The organism is Streptomyces sp. 3-6, from assembly GCF_056323165.1.
This window is the reverse complement of the sequence record NZ_JBWHZP010000014.1, coordinates 164,323-184,591: the sequence shown is the minus strand read 5'-3', so window position 1 is coordinate 184,591 and position 20,269 is coordinate 164,323. Positions and strand designations below refer to the sequence as shown.

Annotated in this window: 16 protein-coding genes, 1 tRNA gene and 2 pseudogenes; 9 read left to right on the top strand and 10 right to left on the bottom strand. The window is 71.0% G+C overall.

Going from position 1 to position 20,269, the window contains the following annotated elements; genetic code table 11:
* Positions 1–115: 115 nt before the first annotated feature.
* Together AC02VZ_RS19385 and AC02VZ_RS19380 are read right to left on the bottom strand one after the other, a co-directional pair.
* Positions 116–472 (bottom strand): annotated as a pseudogene (locus AC02VZ_RS19385) (transposase); the annotation flags it as partial.
* Positions 473–486: 14 nt separating this feature from the next.
* Positions 487–1,254: pseudogene (locus AC02VZ_RS19380) on the bottom strand (transposase family protein).
* A 202-nt stretch (positions 1,255–1,456) separates the two neighbouring features.
* Between AC02VZ_RS19380 and AC02VZ_RS19375 the strand changes: the two are divergent.
* The gene (locus AC02VZ_RS19375; protein WP_476475977.1) at positions 1,457–2,173 is read left to right on the top strand and encodes a hypothetical protein; all 717 of its coding nucleotides are present in this window, start codon (positions 1,457–1,459) and stop codon (positions 2,171–2,173) included.
* Here AC02VZ_RS19375 and AC02VZ_RS19370 read toward each other — a convergent pair.
* The 4 genes from AC02VZ_RS19370 to AC02VZ_RS19355 form a co-directional block, all read right to left on the bottom strand.
* Positions 2,113–2,469: a transposase gene (locus AC02VZ_RS19370; RefSeq protein WP_476475976.1), complete on the bottom strand. Its 357-nt coding sequence runs from the start codon at positions 2,467–2,469 to the stop codon at positions 2,113–2,115. The genes AC02VZ_RS19375 and AC02VZ_RS19370 overlap by 61 nt on opposite strands.
* A gap of 267 nt (positions 2,470–2,736) precedes the next feature.
* Positions 2,737–2,810, bottom strand: a tRNA-Pro gene (locus tag AC02VZ_RS19365).
* Between the two features lie 32 nt (positions 2,811–2,842).
* Entirely contained in the window at positions 2,843–3,619 is a 777-nt protein-coding gene (locus tag AC02VZ_RS19360) for a Pr6Pr family membrane protein (RefSeq protein ID WP_432054560.1), read from the bottom strand.
* A gap of 231 nt (positions 3,620–3,850) precedes the next feature.
* On the bottom strand, positions 3,851–4,774 hold the full coding sequence (locus AC02VZ_RS19355) for a metallophosphoesterase (protein ID WP_432054559.1): 924 nt from the start codon (positions 4,772–4,774) through the stop codon (positions 3,851–3,853).
* A gap of 436 nt (positions 4,775–5,210) precedes the next feature.
* On the opposite strand from AC02VZ_RS19355, the gene AC02VZ_RS19350 reads away from it, so the two are divergent.
* On the top strand, positions 5,211–5,675 hold the full coding sequence (locus AC02VZ_RS19350) for a GatB/YqeY domain-containing protein (RefSeq protein ID WP_476475975.1): 465 nt from the start codon (positions 5,211–5,213) through the stop codon (positions 5,673–5,675).
* Positions 5,676–6,079: 404 nt separating this feature from the next.
* On the opposite strand, the gene AC02VZ_RS19345 is transcribed toward AC02VZ_RS19350, so the two are convergent.
* On the bottom strand, positions 6,080–8,392 hold the full coding sequence (locus tag AC02VZ_RS19345; protein WP_432054557.1) for a transglycosylase domain-containing protein: 2,313 nt from the start codon (positions 8,390–8,392) through the stop codon (positions 6,080–6,082).
* Positions 8,393–9,344: 952 nt separating this feature from the next.
* On the opposite strand from AC02VZ_RS19345, the gene AC02VZ_RS19340 reads away from it, so the two are divergent.
* Complete coding sequence (locus tag AC02VZ_RS19340) at positions 9,345–9,683, top strand: WhiB family transcriptional regulator (protein WP_476475974.1); 339 nt, start codon at positions 9,345–9,347, stop codon at positions 9,681–9,683.
* A gap of 508 nt (positions 9,684–10,191) precedes the next feature.
* Here AC02VZ_RS19340 and bagB read toward each other — a convergent pair.
* Both bagB and bagA read right to left on the bottom strand, forming a co-directional pair.
* Positions 10,192–11,760 carry an ATPase BagB gene (bagB, locus tag AC02VZ_RS19335; RefSeq protein ID WP_476475973.1) on the bottom strand — a complete coding sequence of 523 codons (1,569 nt, stop codon included), beginning with the start codon at positions 11,758–11,760 and terminating at the stop codon, positions 10,192–10,194.
* A 262-nt stretch (positions 11,761–12,022) separates the two neighbouring features.
* Positions 12,023–13,000 (bottom strand): ATPase BagA, encoded by a 978-nt coding sequence (gene bagA, locus AC02VZ_RS19330; protein WP_432054555.1) that lies wholly within the window; start codon positions 12,998–13,000, stop codon positions 12,023–12,025.
* 400 nt (positions 13,001–13,400) lie between these two features.
* On the opposite strand from bagA, the gene AC02VZ_RS19325 reads away from it, so the two are divergent.
* The 4 genes from AC02VZ_RS19325 to AC02VZ_RS19310 all read left to right on the top strand — a co-directional run bounded on the left by AC02VZ_RS19325 (position 13,401) and on the right by AC02VZ_RS19310 (position 16,557).
* Positions 13,401–13,562, top strand: a complete 162-nt coding sequence (locus tag AC02VZ_RS19325) for a DUF4177 domain-containing protein (RefSeq protein WP_003975360.1) — start codon at positions 13,401–13,403, stop codon at positions 13,560–13,562.
* Complete coding sequence (locus AC02VZ_RS19320; protein ID WP_476475972.1) at positions 13,559–14,026, top strand: RidA family protein; 468 nt, start codon at positions 13,559–13,561, stop codon at positions 14,024–14,026. The genes AC02VZ_RS19325 and AC02VZ_RS19320 overlap by 4 nt, the downstream gene beginning before the upstream one ends.
* 759 nt (positions 14,027–14,785) lie before the next feature.
* Positions 14,786–15,730 carry an NUDIX hydrolase gene (locus tag AC02VZ_RS19315; RefSeq protein ID WP_476475971.1) on the top strand — a complete coding sequence of 315 codons (945 nt, stop codon included), beginning with the start codon at positions 14,786–14,788 and terminating at the stop codon, positions 15,728–15,730.
* Entirely contained in the window at positions 15,727–16,557 is an 831-nt protein-coding gene (locus tag AC02VZ_RS19310) for an MBL fold metallo-hydrolase (RefSeq protein ID WP_476475970.1), read from the top strand. The genes AC02VZ_RS19315 and AC02VZ_RS19310 overlap by 4 nt, the downstream gene beginning before the upstream one ends.
* Positions 16,558–16,898: 341 nt before the next feature.
* On the opposite strand, the gene AC02VZ_RS19305 is transcribed toward AC02VZ_RS19310, so the two are convergent.
* Positions 16,899–17,573: a Crp/Fnr family transcriptional regulator gene (locus AC02VZ_RS19305; RefSeq protein ID WP_164334673.1), complete on the bottom strand. Its 675-nt coding sequence runs from the start codon at positions 17,571–17,573 to the stop codon at positions 16,899–16,901.
* A gap of 344 nt (positions 17,574–17,917) precedes the next feature.
* Here AC02VZ_RS19305 and nth point away from each other — a divergent pair, with 344 nt between their 5' ends.
* A complete protein-coding gene (gene nth / locus AC02VZ_RS19300) occupies positions 17,918–19,066 on the top strand; it encodes an endonuclease III (RefSeq protein WP_476475969.1) in 1,149 nt (382 codons plus the stop codon).
* Between the two features lie 501 nt (positions 19,067–19,567).
* Positions 19,568–20,260 (top strand): NUDIX hydrolase, encoded by a 693-nt coding sequence (locus tag AC02VZ_RS19295; protein WP_476475982.1) that lies wholly within the window; start codon positions 19,568–19,570, stop codon positions 20,258–20,260.
* Positions 20,261–20,269 lie beyond the last annotated feature (9 nt).

Sequence of the window (20,269 nt, the reverse complement as noted above, 5' to 3'; positions counted from 1 at the left end):
CCGAGGCCCCCGCATCGACCGGACCAGCTACAAAGCCACCACCGGCATCGAAATCCTCGCGCCCGCAGGCCCTTGACGACACGCCCCAGCCGCAAACTTCACGGCCTTGGGACTAGATCTTCTTCCAGTGCTGGTGGGGGAAGTCCGCGAACGCGGTCAGGTCCTCCTTGGCCTGCAGCAGCATCTCTCTGACCTTCGGAAACTGTCGGCCGAGCATGTCGGCGACCGTGTCGAGCTGGGTGCGGACCGCGTCCGCGGTGGGCTGGGCGAAGACGGTGCGGATCGTGGCGGCGACCATCTCCGCCGAGCCTTTCGGGATGACGGCGAAGACGTTGCGGACGAAGTGGACCCGGCACCTTTGCCAGGCGGCGCCGAGCATGACCTTGCGGATCGCTTTGACCAGGCCGCTGTGGCTGTCGGAGATGACCAGATGGACACCGGTCAGGCCGCGTTCGCGCAGGTGACGCGGGAACTGAGGCTTTCCCATCATCGGTCTGATCTGGTCAGATGAAGGGTGAGGACGGCCTGGACGCGGCTGGTGATCCGGGTGGTTGAGCACCGCAGTTTGCGGAGGAGTCGCCAGGACTTGAGGGTGGCGACGGCCTGTTCGACGAGTGCGCGGATCTTCGCGTGGGACCGGTTCACCGCCTGCCGGCCGGTGGACAGGGTCTCCCACCGTCCCCAGCACGGGGTGCGGACCGTGCTGCCGGCGCCCCGGTGGCCCTTGTCGGCCCAGCACGTGATGTCGGCCTCGGCGAGGGCGTCGACGATGCCGTGTTCGCGGGCCGCGCGGATGTCGTGGACGGCGACGGGCAGGGCCGGTGAGGCCCATAGCAGTCGGCCGAAGGGGTCTGCGATGCCCTGCATGTTCATCCCGTGCCTCTTGTGCCTGCCGGAGCGGAACGGCCGGTCTGCGGCAATGCGGTCGATCGGCAGCAGCGTGCCGTCCGGGATCAGCGACGCCTTCATCGGCGCAGTCCGCACCACGTCGGCCAGGCTGGGGGCGAGGGTGACCAGGAGTTGGACAGCCTAGGTGACAGAGCGGTAGGTCGTCGTGGTTCCGACGCCGAACCCGGCCGCGAGCTGGGCGTGCGTGTGCCCCACCCGCAGATGGGCGAGTGTCAGCAGGGCCTGGCGGCCGGCACTCAGGCGCCGCCAACGGGAACCGAACGCACGGCGATGCCGCCGCAACTGCTGCGTGAGGAAACGGAGGGCGGAGCTGGACACGTCGACGCCCGACGGGTGGACAAGCACGTGAAGCCTTTGGTGGAGACGGTTCTCTTGGTCGAAAACCCATCTACCAGGGGCTTCACCATGTTGTCAGCCCAACTGCCGCACTTCAGAGATGGGTTGCAAAGGGCTCACTGGATCTGCTTGATCCGGAGGAGTGGGGAGAGGGCCCCTGTGGTGCGACACCGCCCGGCCGTGAAACGATGCTGCCCGGAGAGGGGGGAGCGTGATTCAGTCGGTGCTCGCGAACATTGCGATCGGACTGGTGACCAGCTTGCTCGGCGGCGCGTTCGTCTGGTTTTGGGAGCGAGCTAAGCGTGCTCGGGCGGTAAATAAGAGGGCGGCATTCTTCGGCGTTCGGCCTGGGCAGACCTGCTTGTTCATACTGGGCAATAAGTACAACTCGCCCGGTACTGCACATTACCGGGACGTGCAGGCGGTTGTGGAACTGGCCCTACTTGCTGGCGAGTTGGACTGTCACGTCTCGGTGGAGTCCGGTAACTTTCGCGGCAGTAACGGTGACCGCACCGAATTCTGTGTTGGTGGGCCTATTGGAGGTTCCAACCTCCGCACCGGCGGCCACCTAGCCGCCCACCTTCCAGGGGTCGTCATTCATCCGTACGACGATAACAGCCCTGATTCGGTGGCCATCGAGGTCGGTGGGGAGAAGTTCCTGTTCGACCGGGGTAACCATGAGTACGCCCTTGTCGCGAAGTTCACGCCCGTTGAGTCTGCTTGCCCAGTTTTCCTTGTGGTCGGGCAGACATCGGTGGCCAACCTGGCCGCGATCCACTTCCTGCGGCGTGAATACGCTCAAGTAGCGCGACGTCTGTCCTCGGTCAAGCGCTTCTGCGCGCTAATCAAAGTCTCCGACATTGAGACCTACGAGTTCCACCGGGCGAAACTGGAACGCGAAGTCACTGCGGTTGCGTTCGGAGAATGAGCGGGCAGCCGGTCGAAGACTCCTACTTTCTGCCACCGGTCCAGCCGGCGCCAGCAGGTCCGCCCGGAGCCAAACTCCAGCTCCAGGGAGAGGAGTTGCCAGGACATGTCGTTGTGGAGGACGTACAGGATGCCCTGCAGGCAGAGCCGGTCCGCCACCGGTCGTGGCCCCGGCGCCTTCTCCGGCCACGACGGCAGTAACGGTTCGATCAGCGCCCACAAGTCATCGTCTACGATCCACGGCCGAGTAGTCTCACCCTCACGGACGGCCGAGTCCTCACACCGGTCACGGCCCACCAGGACGTCTTAGCAAGATCGTGTCACGAGCTCTTGACGGTATGTGGCGTGCGTCATGGGTGACAGTCTTAGTTGCCACCCTGCGCTCCGACCCGTGCGGCCTAGCTCACGCGTCGGGTGGTCGGTGCCCACGCGTGCGTCACGCACGTCTGGTTGCCCTCATGGTGATCTGGCGATGGTCAGACCGTAGTCACGCAGTTAGTCACTCACAGCAGCAGGGGCCCGACCCGCCTTCGCGGATCAGGCCCCTGACCTGGTACTTCACTGTCGGGGTGGCGGGATTTGAACCCACGACCTCTTCGTCCCGAACGAAGCGCGCTGCCAAGCTGCGCCACACCCCGATGTCGCTGCTGTCGCGGCGACGACGTTTACTTTAGCCCACTGGTGCCCGGAGGCGAAATCCGGTTTTGGGGCGGCGGCGGACGGGGTTCGGGCGGGTGTGGTCCACGGCGACCAGGAGGACGGCCAGGGCGTAGAAGGCCAGGCCGAGGAGGAGGGCGTTGCCGAGGACGCCCTTGTAGCCGTGCTGGGTGACGTCGAGGAAGGGGTGGAGGTAGCGGGCAGGGTGGGTGGGGAGGAGCTCGCCCCGGGCCAGGGAGAAGGCGAGGTAGGCCAGTGGGTAGAGCATCCAGGTGGCCGTCTGGCGGAGGTGGGTGCGGGCCGGCGGGGTGAGGATCAGCCAGTCCAGGAGCGCCGCAAGGGGCAGGGCGGTGTGGAGGATGTGGGCGGCGATCGTGGCCGGGAGTGAGGTGTTGTCCGGCAGGGGGAGGGCAGGGTTCGTGTCCGCCAGGAGGAGGTGGTGGACCAGCCCCGTGATCAGCGCGTAGAGCAGGGCCGCGCCGGTCACCGCGCCCGGGAGTGGCCGGCGGCCGGTCCAGGAGCGGCGGGCGGAGGCGAGGCTGACGAGGGCCAGCAGGGCGGCGCTCTGGGCGGCGAAGTGGCTGAGCACCAGGGCGGGGCTGCCGAGCATCACCTGCACGGTCACCGATGCCGTGGCGGCCAGCGCCAGGGTGAGGCGGTACGCCGCTGCCCACGGGCGGCGGACCGGGGCCATGACGGCGCGTGCCGGGACCGGGGAGGGGAGAAGTGCGGGCCTCTTCACGGGGACGGCGGGGAGGCCCGGTATCTCCCGGGGTATCGGTGCGGTCATGCACCCAGCGTGGGCATATCACCCGGTCGGGGCGATATGGGGTGGACCGGTCGGGTTAAGGGTGTATCGGTAGGGGGTACGGGACTGGTCATCGGGGGTGCCCGGTCGACGCCGCCCGGGCTGGCATGCTTGAGTGCCGCGCCCTCGGCCTCGGCACGCGAGCGTTGTCGTCAGCGGTGCGGCGCGACCAGGTTCGTCGTGAGCTTCAGCGAGCGACCGGCGTCGCGGGCGTCACCGCGCGACCAGCGTCATCAGCGTCGCCTCCGGTGGGCAGGCGACGCGGACCGGCGTGTAGCGGTTGGTGCCGCAGCCCGCCGAGACGTGCAGGTAGGAGGTGTGGCCGCCGGAGGTGTGCGTGGACAGGCCCTTGACGCGGTCGGTGTCCAGATCGCAGTTGGTGACCAGGGCGCCGTAGAAGGGGATGCAGAGCTGGCCGCCGTGGGTGTGGCCGGCCAGGATCAGGGGGTAGCCGTCGGCGGTGAACGAGTCCAGGACGCGCAGGTACGGGGCGTGGACGACGCCCATCGAGAAGTCCACGCCGGCCGACGGGCCGCCCGCGACCTCGTCGTAGCGGTCCCGCTTGATGTGGGGGTCGTCCAGGCCGGTCAGCTCGATCGACATGCCCTCGATCTTCAGCGTGCCCCGGGTGTTGGTGAGGTTGAGCCAGCCTGCCGCGTCGAAGCCGTCCCGCATGTCCTCCCACGGGTTGTGGATGGCGCCCACGGCGGGGGCGTTGCCGTTGAGGCCGTGGCGCCCCTGGACCTTCTCGACGAGGTAGCGCGCGGGGTTGCGCAGCTTCGGGCCGTAGTAGTCGTTGGAGCCGAAGACGTAGGCGCCCGGGAACTCCATCAGCGGTCCGAGGGCGTCCAGGACCTCCGGCACGCCCTCCGTGTCGGAGAGGTTGTCGCCGGTGTTGATCACGAAGTCGGGGCGCAGGCCCGCCAGGGAACGCAGCCACCGCTGCTTCTTGCGCTGGCCGCTGACCAGGTGGATGTCGGAGACCTGCAGCACGCGCAGCGGACGCATCCCGGAGGGCAGGACGGGGATCGTCACCCGCCGCAGGCGGAACGAGCGGGCCTCGAAGCCCGCCGCGTACAGCAGTCCGGCGGCACCGGCCGCCGTGATTCCCAGGGGGATCCCGTATCGCGCGCGCATGTCTCCATCGTGTCAGACGGCGGATACCGCCCGTCCGCCTGGTCGCCCCGGTCGCCACCGCCAACTTCGTTGCACCGGGACCGACTCCGGCGCTTCGGGCCCCACTCCGGTGCCCCGGGCCCCCTCTGTACCCCGAGGCCAACTCCGGTGCCTCGTATCCACTCGCCGGTCCGCACCCGACTCGGTGCCTCGTATCCACTCGCCGGTCCGCACCCGGCTCCGCCAGCCCGCGCCCGACCTGTCGCTCCGCGCCCGACCTGTCGCTCCGAGCCCGAGGCGGGTGCTCGGCAGCGGACGGGGAGGCGGTCCGGTGGCCGGGCGGTGCTGTCCGGTCGGGCCGGGTGGTGCTGTCCGGCGGCGTCGGTGAGCGAGGGGCCGGATGGGCTGGGGCGAAATGGGGGAGCGTGGGCGCCCCGGTACCTGCGAGAATCAGGGCATGACCACGCTCAAGTCGAAGCTGCAGGATGACCTCAACGCCGCGATCAGGGGGCGCGACGAGCTGCGCTCCTCGACGCTCCGGCTGACGCTCACCGCGATCACCAAGGAAGAGGTCGCGGGCAAGGAGAAGCGCGAGCTCTCGGACGACGAGGTGCAGAAGGTGATCACCCGCGAGGCGAAGAAGCGCCGTGAGGCGGCCGAGGCCTTCGCGCAGGGTGGTCGTGCCGAGCAGGCCGAGCGGGAGCGGGCGGAGGGCGAGGTGCTGGCCCAGTACCTGCCCAAGCAGCTCTCCGACGAGGAGCTGGACGCGATCGTCGCCCAGGCCGTCGAGGAGGCCAGGGCAGCGGGTGCCGAGGGTCCGCGGGCGATGGGTGCGGTCATGAAGATCGTGAACCTGAAGGTGGCCGGTCAGGCCGAGGGCGGTCGCGTCGCGGCCGTGGTGAAGAAGCTGCTCGCCGGCTGAGCCGCGCAGGACTCCGCTCCCCGCCCTGCCGGTGCCGACCTCGGCTTCGGAGGGTGGGCCCGCTCCGTGCGGGAGGGAGGCCACTCACCGTCGCCCGCGGGCGGCTGCGCTGATCGGAGTTCGCGGGGGATCGCTCTGCCGGGAGTCGGTTGGCCGATGCCGGTTGGCTGATGCCGGTTGGCTGATGCAGGTGGGGCGGTACCGGTGGTGGCGGGGCCGGTGGGTCGGCGCTCGTTTGCCCGGCATTCGTTGGGCCGGTGCCCGTTGAGCGGGCTTTTTGAGTGGCGCGGCGACGTGCCCGACGTGAACCACCCCGTGACGACACCGCGGCCCGCCGCGCACGCGCGCGACGGGCCGCAGGGGCCGCAGTTGTCGGGCCCGAGGGGTGTCCGGTCACAGCCGGATCAGCGTCGGCCTCCCGGGCCCTGGCCCGGACCCTGGATGAAGCCCTCCGGGATGGAGAAGGTCGGGTCCGGCTCGCCGCCGCCGTTGGTTCCGGGGCCGCCGTTCCCGCCGCCGTTCCCCCCGTTACCGTTGCCGCCGCCGATCAGGCCGCCGAGGAAGCCGCCGTTGTCACCGTTGTTGCCGTCGTCGCGGTCCCGGCGGTCGTCGTCCTCGTCGCGGTCCCGGTCACGGTCGTCCTTGCGGTCGTCCGGGATGTCCACGACGGTGAAGTCGGGGGCCTCCTTGCCCTGCAGGGCGCCGTTCATCATGTCGCGCCAGATCGGGCCGGGGACCTGGCCGCCGAAGACCTTGCTGTGCCAGTTGCCGCCGATGGAGATGTTGACCATCCTGCGCTTGTGCGCCGGGTCGCCGACCCAGACGGCGCCGGCCATGTTCGGGGTGTATCCCACGAACCAGGCGGCGTAGCGGAAGTCCGTGGTACCGGTCTTGCCCGCGCTGGGACGGCTGCCGAGGCCGGCCTGCGTACCCGTGCCGTCCTCGACGACGCCCCGCAGCAGCGTGTTGATGGTGTCGGCCGTCTTCTCGGACATCGCCCGCGAGCAGGTCGACTTCGGGACCGGCAGCGACTTGTTCTTCTCACCGACCCGCTGGCTGATCGACTCGATGGCGATCGGCGTGCAGTGCATGCCCCGCGCGGCGAAGGTGGCGTAGCCGTTCGCCATGGTCAGCGGTGACATCTCCTGCGTGCCGAGGGCGATCGACGGCGCCTGCTGCATCTTCCCGCCGTCGGCGCGCTCGACGCCCATCTTCTTGGCCATCTCCGTCACCGGGCAGATGCCGATCTCGCTGATCAACTCGATGTAGTACGTGTTGACCGACTTGGCGGTGGCCTCCTTCATGCTGTAGGGGCCGACCTCCGACTCGTTCTCGTTCTCGACCGGGACGCCCTTCTCGTTCCACGTCCGGCCGTCGCACGCCGCGACCGGCGTCGGGTAGTCCATCTTGTACGGCGAGGCGTACGACTTCGTGGGGGGCATCCCGCCCTCGATCGCCGCCGCGGCCACGATCGGCTTGAACGTGGAACCGGGCTGGTAGCCCGCGCCGCCGCCCATGGCGTCGTCCACCGACAGGTTGATCGTCGTCTCGTTCTTCTTGACGTCGATGCCGTAGGGCCGGGACTGGCCCATCGCCAGGATCTTGCCGGTGCCGGGTTCGACGATCGTGGCGGCGGTCGCCACCTCGTCCTTCTGGTTGACGTGGTTCTTGACCGACGCCTGGACGGACTCCTGCGCCTGCGGGTCCATCGTCGTCCGGATGGTCAGGCCGCCGCGGTTCCAGATCTTCGCCCGGTCCTCCTTGGTCTTGCCGAAGACCGGGTCGTTGAGGAACACCTCGCGCACGTAGTCGCAGAAGAAACCGGCGCCCTTGGCGGCGGTGATGCAGCCGTTGTTCGGCTTGCTGACCTTGAGCCCCAGCGGGGCCTCGGCGGCCTTGTCCGCCTCCTCCTGGGAGACGTCGCCCACCTCGGCCATCCGCTGCAGGACGACGTTGCGCCGCTTGGTGGCCTCCGCCTCGTCGTTGACCGGGTCGTAGCGGCTCGGCGACTGGACGATGCCGGCCAGCAACGCGGCCTCGTGCAGCTCCAGGTCCTTGGCGGACTTCGAGAAGTAACGCTGGCTGGCGGCCTCCACGCCGTACGCCTGCTGACCGAAGAAGGTGATGTTCAGGTAGTTCTCGAGGATCTTCTTCTTGCCCAGCTCCTCCTCGACCTGGATCGCGAACTTCAGCTCGCGGATCTTGCGGCCCAGGGTCTGCTGGGTGGCCTGCGCGACCTTCGTCGGGTCGTCGCCGGCCTCCTCGACGAACACGTTCTTCACGTACTGCTGCGTCAGCGTGGACGCACCCTCGGCGACACCGCCGGTCTGCGCGTTGCGGTTGAGCGCGCGCAGCACGCCCTTCAGGTCGACCGCGCCGTGCTCGTAGAAACGTGAGTCCTCGATCGCGACGATCGCCTTCTGCATGTACGGCGAGATGTCCTTGAGGTCGACCACCGTGCGGTCACGCGAGTAGACGGTCGCGATCTGGCCGCCCTTGGCGTCGAGGATCGTGGTGCGCTGGCTCAGCGGTGGCGTCTTCAGGTTGGCCGGGAGCTCGTCGAAGCTCTCGACCGACCCCTTGGCGGCGAGGCCGAGTGCCCCGACGGCCGGCAGCGCGAGGCCGGCCAGGACCGCTCCTGCGAGGACACTGACACCGACGAACTTGGCGGCCTGCTGTGTGGGTGACAGACCACCGCCCGAGCGCTTCTTTGGCATGAGTGCAGCCTAATCCGTAGTGATAAGCATTCCGCAGGAGCTGGGGTCCGTCGGAGCGTTCGCGTACCGGACCGTGACATCCGACGGGGGTGGCGGGCCCGTGTGACCTGGCGTGGGGGCCGCGGACGGACCGGCATCGGGGGCGTGAGCCGGGTGTGTGTGCCCGTTGTGGCGAGGTGGTGAGGGGTACGTGTGGGGGACGGGGGTGGGGGTGGGGTGCCGGTGTGCCGGGTGGGGCGGGACGCCGGGAGGTGTGAGCCGGTGGCCCACCCCACACGGCTACCGGTGGCGTGCGGGTTCGGTGCGACGGACTTGATCTCCGACGTTCTCGCCGCGCCGGCGGGGAGCGGCTTGTCCGTGCGGTCGTGAGAGTCCCGCTCGGCGTTCGCGGCTCGGTGTTCCCCGCTCTCCGCGTTCCCCACGCTCCGCCCGGGATCGCTCCCTGCCCGAGTCGCCGTCCTCGGCGCTGTTCTCGGCGGCTGTCCTCGCCGTTCGGCGCCGGACGGCTTGACGGCAGGGCGATGGCAGGGCGACGGCAGGCGTCTACGTTCTGATTCGCCGGACAACCGGACAGGCGTTGGCCTAAGCTGCTCTCAACTGTCACAGCAGTGAGGCCATGTATCAATACGTCCGGCGACCCCGAATCGTTCCGGATCTGCTCGACTTTCTCTGTCGAGGCGTGTTGAGCGTGTGTCCGGATCCGCCTCGTGTGTCACTTGGTGCCCGTTGTGGCCCCGCACAACCGCCCTGGATTGCCTGAAATGCCGCGCATGTCGCCAGCTCACTCCCCCGGGTGATCTGCCGCTTACCCATAGTCCGTTCGGACCATTCAAGATTGGGCCCGCTGGGGGTGTTGCGCTGTGCCCGCCTTCCGTAACGTCCTCAACTGGCGGCGGTGAATATGCCGCTGCCGCCGTGGGGGAGCCTCGATTCGGGAGAGGACGGCGCCGGTATGGGCTGGGTTACCGACTGGAGTGCGCAGGCCGCCTGCCGCACTACTGATCCGGATGAACTGTTCGTTCAGGGAGCAGCGCAGAACAGGGCCAAGGCGGTGTGCACCGGATGTCCGGTGCGCACGGAGTGCCTCGCCGACGCGCTGGACAACCGCGTCGAGTTCGGCGTGTGGGGAGGCATGACGGAACGTGAGCGCCGTGCGCTGCTGCGCCGGCGTCCGACCGTGACCTCCTGGCGCCGCCTGCTGGAGACCGCGCGCATGGAGTACGAGCGCGGTGCGGGCGTCGTGGCGCTCGGTGAGGAAGAGGTGTACGAGAACTACGCGGCGGTGGGCTGACGGACGAGGACCCTCGGGGGGTTCTCGGTCCTGGTAGGTCCGGTTCCGTTGGGTCCCGTACAGGGCCGATCGTGGGTCCGGACGGGCCGATCGTGGGGCGTGGTGCAGGGCGCGGTTCCTGGTTCCCGTTGAGCACGGTGACCGTCGGGGCGCGCCCGCCGGTCGTCCGCCACTGGTCGTGCAGGCCGGGAAGACACGTCGGTCCTGGGGCGGCCCTGCGGAACGGTCTTGCGGGTGGGTCCAGGTGTCGCTTCTGCGTGTGCCGGTGGTGGTCGGTCGCGGCCGGGGGTGCGAGCGTTCGCCGACCCGCCGGTCGTAGGTGCGCCGGCCGTCGTGGACGTCAACTCAACGGGCTGACCGGCGTGTGGCGGGCCGCCGCCAGGTGCCGTGCCGCCCGTTGCGCCGCAGGGCCGTATCGCCGTTCTCGGCATGCGGAACGCCCGCCGCCGGCCGCGGTCTGCGGGGTCGTCGTTCACTCGGTCGTTCACCCGTCTCGGGTGTGCGCAGGTCAGGCCGGGGTCTCGGGCAGCTCCGGCCGGTGGGCCGCCAGGCGGTCACCGATGTCCCGCAGCCCCGCGAGGTCGTGCACGTCGCCGGGCAGCGCGGCCACCTCCGTCACCGCCACTTCCGGGTGGAGCGCGGTGAAGCGGTCACGCGTCCGCTGCTCACGCGAGAGCAGCTGCATGCGCTCGGCGTGCAGCCTCAGCAACCCGGCGGCGAGCCGGTCGACGGACTGCTCGTCCGAGGTCTGCTCGTCCGCGGTCTGCTCGTCCGAGGACCGCTTCTCGGAGGTCCGCTCCTCAGGGGTCCGCCCCTGAGGCGTCCGGTCCTCGGTCGTGCGCTCGCCTCCGCCGTCGGCGGCGAACGCCTCGTCCCGCGCGGCGTGGTCCGGGGTGTCGTCCGCGTCGGCGGGGGAGCCTGGGGCGCGGTCGGCATCCACTGCTGCGGCTCCGGTAGCGGGAGAGGAAACCGGAGCCCCTGGACTGGCCGATTGGTCTGGGTGTGCTGAACTGTCGTACGGGTCGGGGGAGTTACGAAGAGAGGCTTTCCCGTCCTCCTGATCCACAATGCCGGAGTCCACAAGATTTTCCGCGGCGGCCAGCGCCCGCTCCGCGGACAACGTGTCGGCGCCGCTGCCGTGCACCCGGTTGAGGACCAGACCGGCGAGCGGCATGTCCTCCGCGGCGAGCCGTTCGACGAAGTACGCCGCCTCGCGCAGCGCGTCCCGCTCCGGCGCGGCCACCACCAGGAAGGCCGTGCCGGGTGCCTGGAGCAGCTTGTACGTGGCGTCCGCCCGCGTCCGGAACCCGCCGAACATGGAGTCCATGGCCGCGATGAACGTCTGGACGTCCTTCAGCAGCTGACCGCCGAGCAGCTTGCCCAGCACGCCGGTCATCATCGACATGCCGACGTTGAGGAACTTCATGCCCGCCCGGCCGCCGACCTTCGCCGGGGCCAGCAGGACCCGGATGAGCCTGCCGTCCAGGAAGGACCCGAGCCGCTTCGGCGCGTCGAGGAAGTCCAGCGCGGAACGGGAGGGCGGGGTGTCGACGATGATCAGGTCCCACTCGTCGCGCGACCGCAGCTGTCCCAGCTTCTCCATCGCCATGTACTCCTGCGTGCCGGCGAAACCGGCGGAGAGCGACTGGTAGAAGGGGTTGCCCAGGATCGCGGCGGCCCGCTCCGGATCCGCGTGCGCCTCGACGATCTCGTCGAAGGTGCGCTTCATGTCGAGCATCATCGCGTGCAGTTCGCCGCCGGCCGAGTCGTCGATCCCCTTGACCCGGCGCGGGGTGTTGTCGAGTGAGTCGATGCCCATGGACTGGGCGAGCCGACGGGCCGGGTCGATGGTGAGCACCACGACCTTGCGCCCCCGCTCCGCCGCACGCAGACCGAGAGCGGCAGCCGTCGTCGTCTTGCCGACACCGCCCGCACCGCAGCAGACCACGATCCGCGTGCCCGGGTCCTCGAGCAGGGGATCGATGTCGAGCGTGCGCGTGGGCGACAGATGACGGCGGGCCGCGTCGGGCGCGTGCGCGTCGGCGCGACCGGGCGGCGGCTCCGGACTACGGCTCATGACATCCCCTGCTTCCGGTCCGTACGGCTGCTTGCGGTCCCGGCGCCGTTCCTCTCCCCGGCGCGGGGCCTCTCCCCGGTGCGGTTCCTCTCCTCGGCGCCGTTGCTCTCACCGGCCCGGCAGCCGACGCCGGTTCCGTTCCGGACGCCGGTGGGGCCGGGACCGGTGCCGACGGCCCGGGTGCCCGTCGCGTTCGACCTGCCGCGGAGACCGGCATCCGGGCGCCCCGCACCGGCCGGGCACGCGTACCCGAGGGCACGCCTCATGACACGCCCTGCCCGCGCAGGTTCCGGGCCAGCTGGTACAGGCCCGCCAGGTCCATCCCCTCCGCGAGCAGCGGCAGTTCGTGCAGCGGCAGGCCGAGGTCGGCCAGGACGGCGCGCTGTTCCGTCTCCAGCGCGAACCGCTCGGCGTACTCCTCCGCCTGGGCGAGCAGGGGGTCCACCAGCCGCTCGGCGTGCCCTCCGCGCCGCGCACCGCCGAGGCCGGCGGACGACAACGACCGTGCGAGGGAAGAACGCGGGACGCTCTCGACGAGTTCCAGGTCCGCCTCCTCCAGCACCCTCGGCCGGACCATGTTCACGATGACCCGCCCCACGGGCAGCCGCGCCGCCCGCAGCTCGGCGATGCCGTCCGCGGTCTCCTGGACCGGCATCTCCTCCAGCAGCGTCACCAGGTGCACGGCCGTCTCGGAGGACTTCAGCACCCGCATCACGGCCTGCGCCTGATGGTGTATCGGCCCGATCTTGGCGAGTCCGGCCACCTCGTCGTTGACGTTGAGGAAGCGGGTGATGCGACCGGTCGGCGGAGCGTCCATCACGACGTAGTCGTAGACGAACCGTCCGGCACGGTCCTTGCGCCGCACCGCCTCACAGGCCTTGCCGGTCAGCAGGACGTCCCGCACGCCGGGCGCGATGGTGGTCGCGAAGTCGATCGCCCCGAGCTTCTTCAGGGCTCTCCCGGCGCTGCCCATCTTGTAGAACATCTGGAGGTAGTCCAGAAGGGCCCGTTCCGCGTCGATGGCGAGTGCGTACACCTCCCCGCCCCCGGGTGCGACGGCGATCTTCCGCTCCTCGTACGGCAACGCCTCCGTTTCGAAGAGCTGTGCGATGCCCTGGCGGCCCTCGACCTCGACGAGGAGCGTCCGCTTCCCCTCCGTGGCCAGGGCCAGCGCGAGGGCCGCGGCCACCGTGGTCTTGCCGGTACCGCCCTTGCCACTGACGACCTGGAGCCTGCTCACGCCTTCGAGCCTAATTGCTCCGCGCGCGCCCCGGCGGCTCCGGGTGGCAGTTGCCACACCCTGCGTCCTCCCTCGCCCTCCTGGCGTCCTGGCTGAGCGCCCTTCCGGGCGCCCGCCCCCGGGCACCCTGTCGGGTGGTGCCGCGGTCCGTGGGTGTTTCCTTCGAGCAGCCGCGCGATCGCCGGCGCGACCGGTGTCCGGCCTCGGTCCGGCGACGGCTCGGCCTTGGCCCGGCGACGGCTCGGCCTGGGTCTGGCGTCGGCCCGGCGATGGATCGGCCTGGGCTCGGGTCCGGCCTCACGGTCCGGACGGTGCCGGTCCGTGGCGTCCGGAGACCGGCTGCCACGTGTGCGCTCCCGTCGCTGCGAGGGCGCACGCGGCAGGGGTTAGAGTCGGCGCCATGACCAAGTGGGAATACGCGACTGTGCCGCTGCTCGTCCATGCCACGAAGCAGATTCTGGACACCTGGGGCGAGGACGGCTGGGAGCTCGTCCAGGTCGTGCCCGGGCCGAACAACCCCGAGCAGCTGGTGGCCTATCTGAAGCGGGAGAAGCAGGCATGAGCGCGGTCGAGGCGAAGCTGTCCGAGCTCGGCCTGAGCCTGCCGGAGGTCGTTCCTCCGCTCGCCGCGTACCAGCCTGCCGTGGTGACCGGACGGTACGTCTTCACGTCCGGCCAGCTCCCCATCGTGGACGGTGAGCTGCCGCTCACCGGCAAGGTCGGCGGCGAGGTGACGCCGGAGGAGGCGAAGGGCCTGGCCCGCACCTGTGCGCTCAACGCCCTCGCCGCCGTGAAGTCCGTCGCCGGTGACCTGGACCGCGTCGCCCGGGTGGTGAAGCTGGTGGGCTTCGTGGCCTCCGCCCCGGACTTCACGGGCCAGCCCGGCGTCGTCAACGGTGCCAGCGAGCTGCTGGCCGAGGTCCTCGGCGACAAGGGCGTGCACGCCCGCAGCGCGGTGGGCGTCGCGGTGCTGCCGCTGGACGCACCCGTCGAGGTCGAGGTCCAGGTGGAGCTGACGGAGGCGTAGACCCCTCCCCGGAAGCCCGGCTCCGCGCCGGACCGCGACCCCGGGCCACCGCATCGCCCGCACCTCGGTGGGGCCGTGGTGACCGCGGGTGCGCGCCCCGTACGACGACGGAGCCGGGGTTCGCGGAGCCGGGTGGCCCACGGAACGGGCCGGGTGTTCCACGGAGCCGGGCGATGCGTCGAGCCGGGCGGTGCAGGGAAGCCGGGCCGCTCCCGGAGCATGCCGACCGACCGTGCGACCGGGCCGGACTCCCACGGCGCCCGGCTGCCCGCAGGGCCCGGTCGCCTACGGAGCCCGGTCGTCACGGGCGGAGTCCGCCGTCCCCGCTCCGTACGCTCGCCCGCCCGCCCTCTCAGGCGCCCGTCCCGACCGGCGCGTCGGCCCGGAAGGTACCCGGGCGGGTTGACCCCTCCCGGAACGCATCGGGCGGGCTGCTTCCGCCCGGCTCGCGCTCAGCCAGTTTCCGGCCCGTGCCTGGACCACTCCCGGCCCGTTCGTCTCGTTCCCGGTTCGTTCCGTTCCTGGTTCGTTCCGGCGCCGCGCTGGTCCCGTGTCCGTGCACGTGTCCGTGCCCGTGTGCCGCCTCCCGGCGTGCCCGCCCCCTCCCACCTGCCACCTGAGCCCCCCACGCACCCGGGCCTCGCGCACCTGAGCCCCGCCCTCCTGCCGCGCTGCCGTCCCGGGCCCCACGTGCCCCCGGGGCAGCCCCCGCCCCCAGGGGCACTCGAACATCCGCCCGCCACGGGATAGCCTCCGCCCATGGCGAATGTGCAGGCCGACGGGCAGTGGTACCCCCCTGAGTGGCCGGACCGGATCCGTGCGCTCACGGACGGCAGTCTCACGCCGGTCGTGCCCAAGCGGGCGGCCACCGTCATGCTCCTCAAGGACACCGGCACGGGTCCGGTGGTCCACATGCTGCGCCGGCGCGCCTCCATGGCGTTCGCGGGCGGTGCCTACGCCTATCCCGGCGGCGGGGTCGACCCGCGGGACGACGACCGGCACGTCCGCTGGGCCGGGCCGTTGCGCACCTGGTGGGCGGAGCGGCTCGGCGTCGACGAGACGGTGGCCCAGGCGATCGTGTGCGCGGCCGTGCGGGAGACGTACGAGGAGGCCGGTGTGCTGCTGGCCGGTCCCACTCCGGACTCGGTGGTGGGGGACACCACGGGCGACGACTGGGAGGCGGACCGGGCGGCGCTGGTCGCGCGGGAGACGTCCTTCGCGGAGTTCCTGGACCGCCGCGGGCTGGTGCTCCGCTCGGACCTGCTCGGCGCCTGGACGCGCTGGATCACCCCCGAGTTCGAGTCGCGCCGCTACGACACCTGGTTCTTCGTCGCCGCGCTGCCCGAGGGCCAGCGGACCCGCAACGCCTCGACGGAGGCCGACCGCACGGTGTGGATCACCCCGCGCGAGGCGGCCGCCGGTTACGACCGGGGCGAGTTGCTGATGATGCCCCCCACCATCGCCACCTTGCGCCAGCTCATGGAGTACGACACGGTCGCGCAGACGCTCGCGGGGGCGCCCGAACGGGATCTTACGCCGGTGCTGGCCACCGCGCGTCTGGAGGAGGGGCGGATCGTGCTCTCCTGGCCCGGGCACGACGAGTTCACCCAGCACATCCCGAGCACCCCGGGTGCACCGGACACTCTCGTCAGTCAGGCCGTCCCGGAGGCTTCGGACGTCCCGAACGGTGGAGCCGCCGTATGACGGATGCCGCAGCCCTTCCCGGACAGCCGCGCGGCGGAGTCCTCTCCGGACCGGCGACCGCACGCGCGGTCAACGTGCTCGCCCCCAACGCCTCGGCCATGACGCTGGACGGCACCAATACCTGGATCCTGTCCGAACCCGACTCCGACCTGGCGGTCGTGGTCGACCCGGGCCCGCTGGACGACGGCCACCTGCGGCACGTCGTCGGTACGGCCGAGCAGGCCGGCAAGCGTGTCGCGCTCACCCTGCTGACGCACGGCCACCCCGACCACGCCGAGGGCGCCGCCCGCTTCGCCGAGCTGACCGGCACCAACGTGCGGGCACTGGATCCGGCGCTGAGGCTGGGCGACGAGGGCCTGGCCGCCGGGGACGTCGTCGCGGTGGGGGGCCTGGAACTGCGCGTCGTTCCCACGCCCGGTCACACCTCCGACTCCCTCTGCTTCCACCTGCCCGCCGACCGCGCGGTGCTGACCGGCGACACCGTCCTGGGCCGCGGTACGACCGTCGTGGCCCATCCGGACGGCCGTCTCGGCGACTACCTGGACTCGCTGCGCCGGCTGCGCTCACTGACCGTGGACGACGGCGTCCGCACGGTCCTGCCGGGGCACGGCCCCGTCCTGGAGGACGCCCAGGGGGCCGTGGAGTTCTACCTGGCGCACCGCGCCAACCGCCTCGCCCAGGTGGAGACGGCCGTCGAGAACGGCCACCGCACCCCGTCCGAGGTCGTCGCCCACGTGTACGCCGACGTGGACCGCTCGCTCTGGCCCGCGGCGGAGCTCTCCGTGCGGGCGCAGCTGGAGTACCTCCAGGAGCACGGTCTGATCTGAAGGCCGGCTCCGATCCGATTCCAACCGATCCGATCTATTTCGATCGGATTCCCTTCGATCGAACCTCTCCCGATCCGATCCGATCCGATCCGGACGGAACGGTGGGCCGTTCCCGGAGAACTGAGCGGTGGGCGTACGACGGCCCACGCGCCGCCCGACAGCGGTGGTCGGCCGGCGCGCGCAGGAAACCGAGGCCCTCAGCTGGGCCGGACGGGTGACGTGACGGTGGTCGGTGACGCGACGGACGGGCTCGGCCCCGTCGGACGGAGCCGCAGCAGCCCCAGCAGCGGCCGCAGCTGCCGTTGCTGGGGCGGCAGGAGCCGCCGACCGCCCGGGAGGCGTCAGCGCGAGCGCTTGGCGAGGCGCTCGACGTCCAGGAGGATCACCGCACGGGCCTCCAGACGGAGCCAGCCGCGCTGGGCGAAGTCCGCCAGTGCCTTGTTGACCGTCTCGCGCGAGGCGCCGACCAGCTGGGCCAGCTCCTCCTGCGTCAGGTCGTGCACGACGTGGATGCCCTCCTCGGACTGCACGCCGAAGCGGCGGGAGAGGTCCAGCAGGGCGCGCGCCACGCGGCCCGGGACGTCCGAGAAGACCAGGTCCGACATGGCGTCGTTGGTCTTGCGGAGGCGACGGGCGACGGCCCGCAGCAGTGCCGTGGCGACCTCGGGGCGGGCGCTCAGCCAGGGGGTGAGGTCGTTGTGACCGAGGCCGAGCAGCTTGACCTCGGTCAGTGCCGTCGCCGTGGCGGTGCGGGGGCCCGGGTCGAACAGCGACAGCTCGCCGATCAGCTCTCCGGGGCCGACGACGGCCAGCATGTTCTCGCGGCCGTCGGGCGAGGTGCGGTGGAGCTTGACCTTGCCCTCGGTGACCACGTAGAGCCGGTCACCCGGGTCGCCTTCGTGGAACAGTGAGTCACCCCTCGCCAGGGTCACCTCACTCATGGAGGCGCGAAGCTCCGCGGCCTGCTCGTCATCGAGCGCCGCGAAGAGCGGGTTCCGCCGCAGAACGTCGTCCACGAGTTCTCTCCTTGTCGACCTGCTCAGGGGATCATGTTCCCCCTAGTACCAGGGGACCGTGGTGCCCATTTTGCCGGACAGTCCAAACAGTGTGATCTGTCACAAGGATGCCGCACCGTGCAGTCGGGGTACGCGGCAGGGGTCCGATTGGGCGCCGATCTTCGGTGTCCGGGGCGGATGTCGGTGCCGGGTCGTAGGCTGGCCGGGTGTCCAAATCGCCGGTGAGAGCACAGGCCGAGGGGGCTGCGCGGGTGGAGGTACGTCGTGATTCCGCTGTGGGCGAACAGGGCCCCGATGGCGGAAGGAAATCCGCGGAACCGGTCGAAGCGACCAGGAGCGCGCCGGTGAAGAAGCCCGGCGCCCGGAAGGCACCCGCGACGAAGAAGACGCCGTCCGCGAAGAAGGCACCCGCGGCGAAAACGGCACCTGCGCCCAAGAAGACGGACGCAGCCAAGACGGCACCCGCACCCAAGAAGACGGACGCAGCCAAGACGGCACCCGCACCCAACAAGGCGGACGCCAACAAGGCACCCACGGCCAAGAAGGCAGCCACAGCCCGAAAGGCACCTGCCAAGAAGGCACCCGTCAAGAAGGCGCCCGCCCAAAAAGCCCCGCCCGTGAAGAAGGCGCCGGCCGCGAAGAAGCCGGTCGTGGCGCCGAAGAAGGCGGCCGTGGCGGTGAAGGGCGCGCAGACCAGGACCGTCGTCGGCGCTCCCCGGGGCGAGTCCCGTACCGCCCTGGTTCGTCGCGCCCGGCGGATCAACCGCGAGCTCGCCGAGGTCTACCCGTACGCGCACCCGGAGTTGGACTTCGAGAACCCCTTCCAACTCGTCGTCGCCACGGTGCTGTCGGCCCAGACCACCGACCTGCGCGTCAACCAGACGACTCCGGCGCTGTTCGCGAAGTACCCCACCCCCGAGGACCTGGCCGCGGCCGATCCCGAGGAGGTGGAGGAGATCCTGCGCCCCACGGGCTTCTTCCGCGCCAAGACGAAGTCGGTCATAGGGCTGTCGAAGGCCCTGGCGGAGGACTTCGGCGGAGAGGTGCCGGGCCGGCTGGAGGACCTGGTCAAACTGCCCGGTGTCGGCCGCAAGACCGCCTTCGTCGTGCTCGGCAACGCCTTCGGGCGTCCAGGGATCACCGTGGACACCCACTTCCAGCGCCTGGTGCGCCGCTGGGGCTGGACCGACGAGACCGACCCGGACAAGATCGAGGCGGCCGTCGGCGCGCTCTTCCCCAAGAGCGACTGGACGGACCTCTCCCACCACGTGATCTGGCACGGCCGCCGGATCTGCCACGCCCGCAAGCCGGCCTGCGGGGCCTGCCCGATCGCACCGCTCTGCCCGGCGTACGGCGAGGGCGAGACGGACCCGGAGAAGGCCAGGAAGCTGTTGAAGTACGAGAAGGCCGGCCTGCCGGGTCAGCGGCTGAACCCACCGCAGTCGTACCTGGACGCGGGAGGCCGTCCCGCTCCGCCGCTGGGCGCCGGGTGACGGAGCAGCCGGGTGGGCAGGCGAGCCGCCCGAGGAACGAAACCGGGGGCACCGGGCGTTGACCCCGTGGGACGCGGACGCGCACGCCGGCTCGGCCGCTGAGCCGGACGCGGGCATCGGTGCGGAGGTGGACGTGGACGACGTGGACGATGCGGGCGGCGAGGGGCACCCGCTGGGGCACGGACCGGAGGCATGGACGGGACGGCAGCCGGTCCCGTCCGGCGGCGCCCACCGGAACGCCCCCGAGCGGTCGCCGCACGCTCGGCGACGGGCTGCCGCGCGCCCACCCGCTACGGGCTCGCTGCCCGGCCCGGCCCGGTCACGAGGGGCACGGTCACGACGGCCACGCGACCGTGGGCACGTCGTAGCAGCCGTACCGGAGCACGCGTGGCGGTACGGCCGACCACGCCCGCGAGGGTGCTCAGGGTCGTACGCCCACGGCGAAGCGCAGGTGAGGGGACGCCCGGACCGGATCGGGCCCGGACGAGGGGGGTGGCGAAGATGCAGGTGAGCGGGGCCCGGGACGACCGGGTGGCGCTCCGTAGGGAAGGTCTGCCCTCCTGGCTCGACCCGGTGGCGCGGGCGGCCGAGACGGTCGCGCCGAGGCAGCTCAGCCGCTTCCTGCCGCCGGAGGACGGCGCGGGCCGCCAGTCCGCCGTCCTGGTCCTGTTCGGTGAGGGGCGTCGCGGCCCCGAGCTGCTGCTGATGGAACGCGCGAGTTCGCTGCGGTCCCATGCGGGCCAGCCGGCCTTCCCCGGTGGTGCCCTCGACCCCGAGGACGGCGACCCGCAGGCCGACGGGCCGCTGCGAGCCGCGCTGCGCGAGGCCGAGGAGGAGACCGGGCTGGACCCGGCCGGCGTCCAGCTGTTCGGTGCGCTGCCGAAGCTGTACATCCCCGTCAGCGACTTCGTGGTCGCTCCCGTTCTGGGCTGGTGGCGGGCCCCGAGCCCGGTGGGCGTGGTCGACCCGAACGAGACGGCACGCGTCTTCACGGTCCCCGTGGCGGATCTCACGGATCCGGACAACCGGGCCACCACGGTCCACCCCAGCGGCTACACCGGTCCGGCATTTCTGGTCGAATCGGCCCTGGTGTGGGGCTTCACGGCCGGGATCATCGACCGGCTGCTGCACTTCGCCGGGTGGGAGCGCCCGTGGAACCGGGACAAGCAGGTCCCGCTGGACTGGCGGTCATGACAGGCTGTT

What these genes read in the sequence shown, in the direction of transcription:
- AC02VZ_RS19310 (WP_476475970.1), top strand. Translation starts at nt 15,727, where the DNA reads ATGACGGATGCCGCAGCCCTTCCCGGACAGCCGCGCGGCGGAGTCCTC.
- AC02VZ_RS19345 (WP_432054557.1), bottom strand. Translation starts at nt 8,392, where the DNA reads ATGCCAAAGAAGCGCTCGGGCGGTGGTCTGTCACCCACACAGCAGGCC.
- AC02VZ_RS19295 (WP_476475982.1), top strand. Translation starts at nt 19,568, where the DNA reads ATGCAGGTGAGCGGGGCCCGGGACGACCGGGTGGCGCTCCGTAGGGAA.
- AC02VZ_RS19355 (WP_432054559.1), bottom strand. Translation starts at nt 4,774, where the DNA reads ATGCGCGCGCGATACGGGATCCCCCTGGGAATCACGGCGGCCGGTGCC.
- AC02VZ_RS19350 (WP_476475975.1), top strand. Translation starts at nt 5,211, where the DNA reads ATGACCACGCTCAAGTCGAAGCTGCAGGATGACCTCAACGCCGCGATC.
- AC02VZ_RS19315 (WP_476475971.1), top strand. Translation starts at nt 14,786, where the DNA reads ATGGCGAATGTGCAGGCCGACGGGCAGTGGTACCCCCCTGAGTGGCCG.
- AC02VZ_RS19325 (WP_003975360.1), top strand. Translation starts at nt 13,401, where the DNA reads ATGACCAAGTGGGAATACGCGACTGTGCCGCTGCTCGTCCATGCCACG.
- AC02VZ_RS19360 (WP_432054560.1), bottom strand. Translation starts at nt 3,619, where the DNA reads ATGACCGCACCGATACCCCGGGAGATACCGGGCCTCCCCGCCGTCCCC.
- AC02VZ_RS19320 (WP_476475972.1), top strand. Translation starts at nt 13,559, where the DNA reads ATGAGCGCGGTCGAGGCGAAGCTGTCCGAGCTCGGCCTGAGCCTGCCG.
- bagB (WP_476475973.1), bottom strand. Translation starts at nt 11,760, where the DNA reads ATGAGCCGTAGTCCGGAGCCGCCGCCCGGTCGCGCCGACGCGCACGCG.
- AC02VZ_RS19340 (WP_476475974.1), top strand. Translation starts at nt 9,345, where the DNA reads ATGGGCTGGGTTACCGACTGGAGTGCGCAGGCCGCCTGCCGCACTACT.